Raw genomic sequence first — 3759 nt, forward strand, 5'->3', positions numbered from 1 at the left:
CGTGAAGAGGTGGTGGAGATCTCCGACCGTTATGCCTCCGAGCATCTGGAAGTCCACACAGCGGATCTCGACTGGTGGCTGGCCAATCTGACCTGCTACGGCTCGCTCTTCCTCGGTGAGGAAACGACCGTGGCGTTCGGCGACAAAACCAGCGGGCCCAACCACGTGCTTCCAACAAAGGGGGCAGCGCGTTACTCCGGCGGGCTGTCTGTGCACAAGTTCATGAAGACGCTGACGTGGCAACAAATGACGCGTGAAGCGACGCGCCAGATTGGCCAGGTGACAGCTCGCATCTCGCGGCTCGAAGGCATGGAAGCACATGCCCGTACTGCGGATGACCGCATGATGAAGTACTTCCCCAATACGTCCTTCGAAATGGGCACGCCGGTGGAGGTGTAACCATGATCGGACTGCATAATGCAGGGAGGCTTGTGCCTGATCTTTCGGGAAGGCAGGCGCTCGTAACAGGCGGCAGTTCCGGTATCGGAGAGGCCATTGCCACCGCGATGGGCCAGGTCGGCGCGCGAGTGATTCTCGCGGCGAGACGCCAACCCCAACTCGATGCTGCTGCGGCCCGCCTCGACGCCATGGGAATCGCGGTCAATACACACGTGTGCGACGTATCCGATCTCGATGCCATTCCGGCGGCGGCGGATGCGCTACAACAGCAACATGGCCCGATCGATATCCTAGTCAATGCGGCGGGAATGAACCTGCGTGAAACGTACGCAAGCGTCACGCCGTCTTCGTGGAGGCTCCAGCTCGACACCCATCTCGGTGCGCCGTTCTTCCTCACGCAGGCGCTGGCACCCGCGATGCAGGCTCAAGGGTGGGGGCGCATTTTGAACATCGCTTCCCTGCAGTCGTACCGTGCCTTCGCCAATAGTGCACCGTATGGCGCGGCAAAAGGCGGCATCGTCCAACTCACGCGAGCTATTGCCGAAGAGTGGTCTCGTCACGGGATCACTTGCAACGCAATTGGTCCGGGATTTTTCCCTACCGCGCTGACCGGTCCCGTGTTCGCGGATGCCGGTCTCACGGAGTATCACGCCAGCCGTACTTGTATCGGGCGCAATGGCGAACTCGCGGACCTGCACGGGTTGGTCGCCTTCCTGGCCAGCGATATGGCAGCGTACATCACTGGCCAGACTTTCATGGTTGACGGAGGCTATACGGCTCGGTAAGCAACGCGGCAACCCATAAGGGCAGCGCGTGGCAACAGCGCCACCGCTGTCCGTACCGAAAATAGCGCCTCTGAAGCGCAACCACGGGACAAGACCGAATTAGGAGACAAGGATGACGAAGCAGTCAACGGCGGTGCAGTCCGCTCAGGACGCGGCGCAAAAATTGCGCCGGGTTGTTACGTCGAGCACGATTGGTGCGATGGTTGAGTGGTACGACTTCTTCCTTTACGGGGTGGTAGCTGGCCTCGTGTTCAACAAGCTGTACTTCCCTTCAACGGATCCCGTGGTGGGCACGCTTTTGGCCTATGCAACCTTCGCGGCAGGCTTTGTGGCCCGGCCGCTTGGGGGTGTGATTTTCGGACACTTCGGCGATACCTTGGGTCGCAAGCGCATGCTGGTACTGACACTGATGATCATGGGCGTGGCGACTACCGCCATCGGCCTGATTCCCACCTATGAGCAGATTGGTGTCTGGGCGCCGATCCTGCTGCTGGTATGTCGGGTAGCGCAGGGGATTGGCCTCGGTGGCGAGTGGGGCGGGGCGGTGCTGATGACCTTCGAGAGCGCTCCAAGCCACCGTCGAGGATTCTTTGCGAGTCTGCCGCAGACAGGCATGTCCCTCGGGCTGGTACTTGCAAGCGGTGTCATCGCCATCTTGTCTCTGCTGCTGTCCGATAAGGATTTCCTCGCATGGGGCTGGCGCATTGCCTTCCTCCTTAGCGCAGTGATGGTCTTGATCGGTTCGTATATGCGCTCACATGTGGAGGAATCCCCGGAATTCGCGGCCGCTCAGCATGACCGCGAGGAAGCGCCTGGACTTCCATTCTTGGCCATGCTTCGTCGCTATCCCGCCGTTGTGCTTGCCTGCATGGGAGCTCGATTCATCGATGGCGTCTTCTTCAATGTGTTTGGCGTTTTCTCACTGACCTACCTCACGCAGACGCTGAAGTTGTCCCGTGATCAAGCGTTGCTGGGCGTGCTGATCGGTGCCGGCGTGATGACGTTCTTCATTCCGCTATGGGGCGCCGTATCCGACCGTGTCGGCCGGCCTATCGTCTACGGAACTGGCGCGCTGCTCGCAGGTCTTTCGGCCTTGCCGGCTTTCTGGCTGATGCAGCATTCCGGTGGCAATGTGCTGGTGGTGTGGGCGGCGATCATCATTCCGTTCGGTATCTTCCACGCGGCGGTATTCGGCACGATGTCGTCGATGTTCTCGGAAGTGTTCGATTCTCGGGTTCGATATACCGGCATCTCCTTTGTCTACCAGTTTGCCGGGGTGTTTGCGGGAGGTCTGACGCCGATCATCGCCACCTGGCTTAACGCCAAGGCGGGCGGAGAACCCTGGTATCTGTGCGCATACGTGCTGGCAGTCGGCATCATGAGCGCCGCCTGCACGATGTGGATTGCATTTCGGTCGGCGCATGCCAACCGCGTAGGCCTGGAGCCTTCCAAGGTCCATGCCTAATGCGCGGCTCCGCTTCATCACCTGCATAACACCCGACTCAGGATTAGGTAAACCCATGAAAGCAATCGTCTATACCCAACCGGACGCCGTCGCGGTACTGGACCGAGACATGCCGGACCTGGAGCCAGGTGAGATTCTATTGCGCATCGATGCTAGCGGCATCTGCGGTTCGGATCTCCACGCCTACCATGGTCATGATCCCCGCCGCAAGCCCGGGCTGGTTCTTGGCCATGAGTTTGCGGGTACTGTCATCGCCTCTTCCGATGAAGCTCGCATGCCCGCCGGTCAGCGCATCACAGCGAACCCACTTGTCACATGCGGTCACTGCGACTACTGCCTCCAGGGACGTGACAACCTCTGCGCCAATCGCGGCATGGTTGGCATGAACCGGCCCGGCGCACTGTCCGAATATCTTGCGATTCCGATTCGCTGCGCAATCCCGATCCCTGACATGCTTCCGAGTGTCAGCGCAGCGCTGACCGAACCAGCAGCCACCGCGCTCCATGCCGTCAACCTCACGATGCGGGCGATGAACCGGCCCTTGCCTGAGGCGAGTGTTCTGATCATCGGCGGCGGAGCGATAGGCATGCTGACTGCTGCCTTGGTGACCTCTTACGGCTGCAAACGTGTCTGTGTCGCTGAGACCAATGCCCTCCGACAGGCATCGGTAGGCCGGCATCTTGGATGCGAGGTGATCGATCCAACTGTCAGTCCGCCTCCCGAATCCGCATTCGACGTTGTCATCGATGCTGTGGGCGCCGCTCCAACGCGGAACCTTGCCATCGCCGCGACCCGACCCGGGGGAGTTGTCATGCATATCGGCTTGCAGGCGTGGTCGAGCGAGATCGATATGCGCAAATTGACCCTTGCCGAATTGACGCTGCTGGGAACTTACACCTACACGATGTCCGACATGCACGCCACTGTTCGGGCACTGGAGCAAGGGAACTTTGGCTCGCTTGAATGGGTTGAAACCCGTTCTTTGGCAGATGGCCCGGCCGCCTTTGCTGATCTTGCCGCAGGGCGGGTGGCAGCGGGGAAGGTTGTATTGATTCCTGAGCTCGCCTGAGGAAGCCCCAACCCCAACGGCGTACGGAACAAAAATTTTTT

The 3759-nt window shown here is 60.1% G+C and carries 3 protein-coding genes and 1 pseudogene; all 4 read left to right on the forward strand.

Features of this window, described 5'->3' with window-relative positions; genetic code table 11:
• A pseudogene (hpsN, locus tag E1J61_RS36160) lies at window positions 1–399 on the forward strand (sulfopropanediol 3-dehydrogenase); the annotation flags it as partial.
• Between the two features lie 2 nt (window positions 400–401).
• The gene (gene hpsO / locus E1J61_RS36165; RefSeq protein ID WP_133098559.1) at window positions 402–1184 is read left to right on the forward strand and encodes a (S)-sulfopropanediol 2-dehydrogenase HpsO; all 783 of its coding nucleotides are present in this window, start codon (window positions 402–404) and stop codon (window positions 1182–1184) included.
• 112 nt (window positions 1185–1296) lie between these two features.
• Window positions 1297–2649, forward strand: a complete 1353-nt coding sequence (locus E1J61_RS36170) for an MFS transporter (RefSeq protein ID WP_133098560.1) — start codon at window positions 1297–1299, stop codon at window positions 2647–2649.
• 55 nt (window positions 2650–2704) lie between these two features.
• Window positions 2705–3718, forward strand: a complete 1014-nt coding sequence (locus tag E1J61_RS36175) for a galactitol-1-phosphate 5-dehydrogenase (RefSeq protein WP_133098561.1) — start codon at window positions 2705–2707, stop codon at window positions 3716–3718.
• Window positions 3719–3759 lie beyond the last annotated feature (41 nt).

Origin of the sequence: Cupriavidus sp. L7L, assembly GCF_004353535.1 — a bacterium.
GTDB lineage: Bacteria > Pseudomonadota > Gammaproteobacteria > Burkholderiales > Burkholderiaceae > Cupriavidus > Cupriavidus oxalaticus_A.

Coding starts and splice junctions, on each gene's coding strand:
- E1J61_RS36170 (WP_133098560.1), top strand. CDS start 1,297: ATGACGAAGCAGTCAACGGCGGTGCAGTCCGCTCAGGACGCGGCGCAA.
- hpsO (WP_133098559.1), top strand. CDS start 402: ATGATCGGACTGCATAATGCAGGGAGGCTTGTGCCTGATCTTTCGGGA.
- E1J61_RS36175 (WP_133098561.1), top strand. CDS start 2,705: ATGAAAGCAATCGTCTATACCCAACCGGACGCCGTCGCGGTACTGGAC.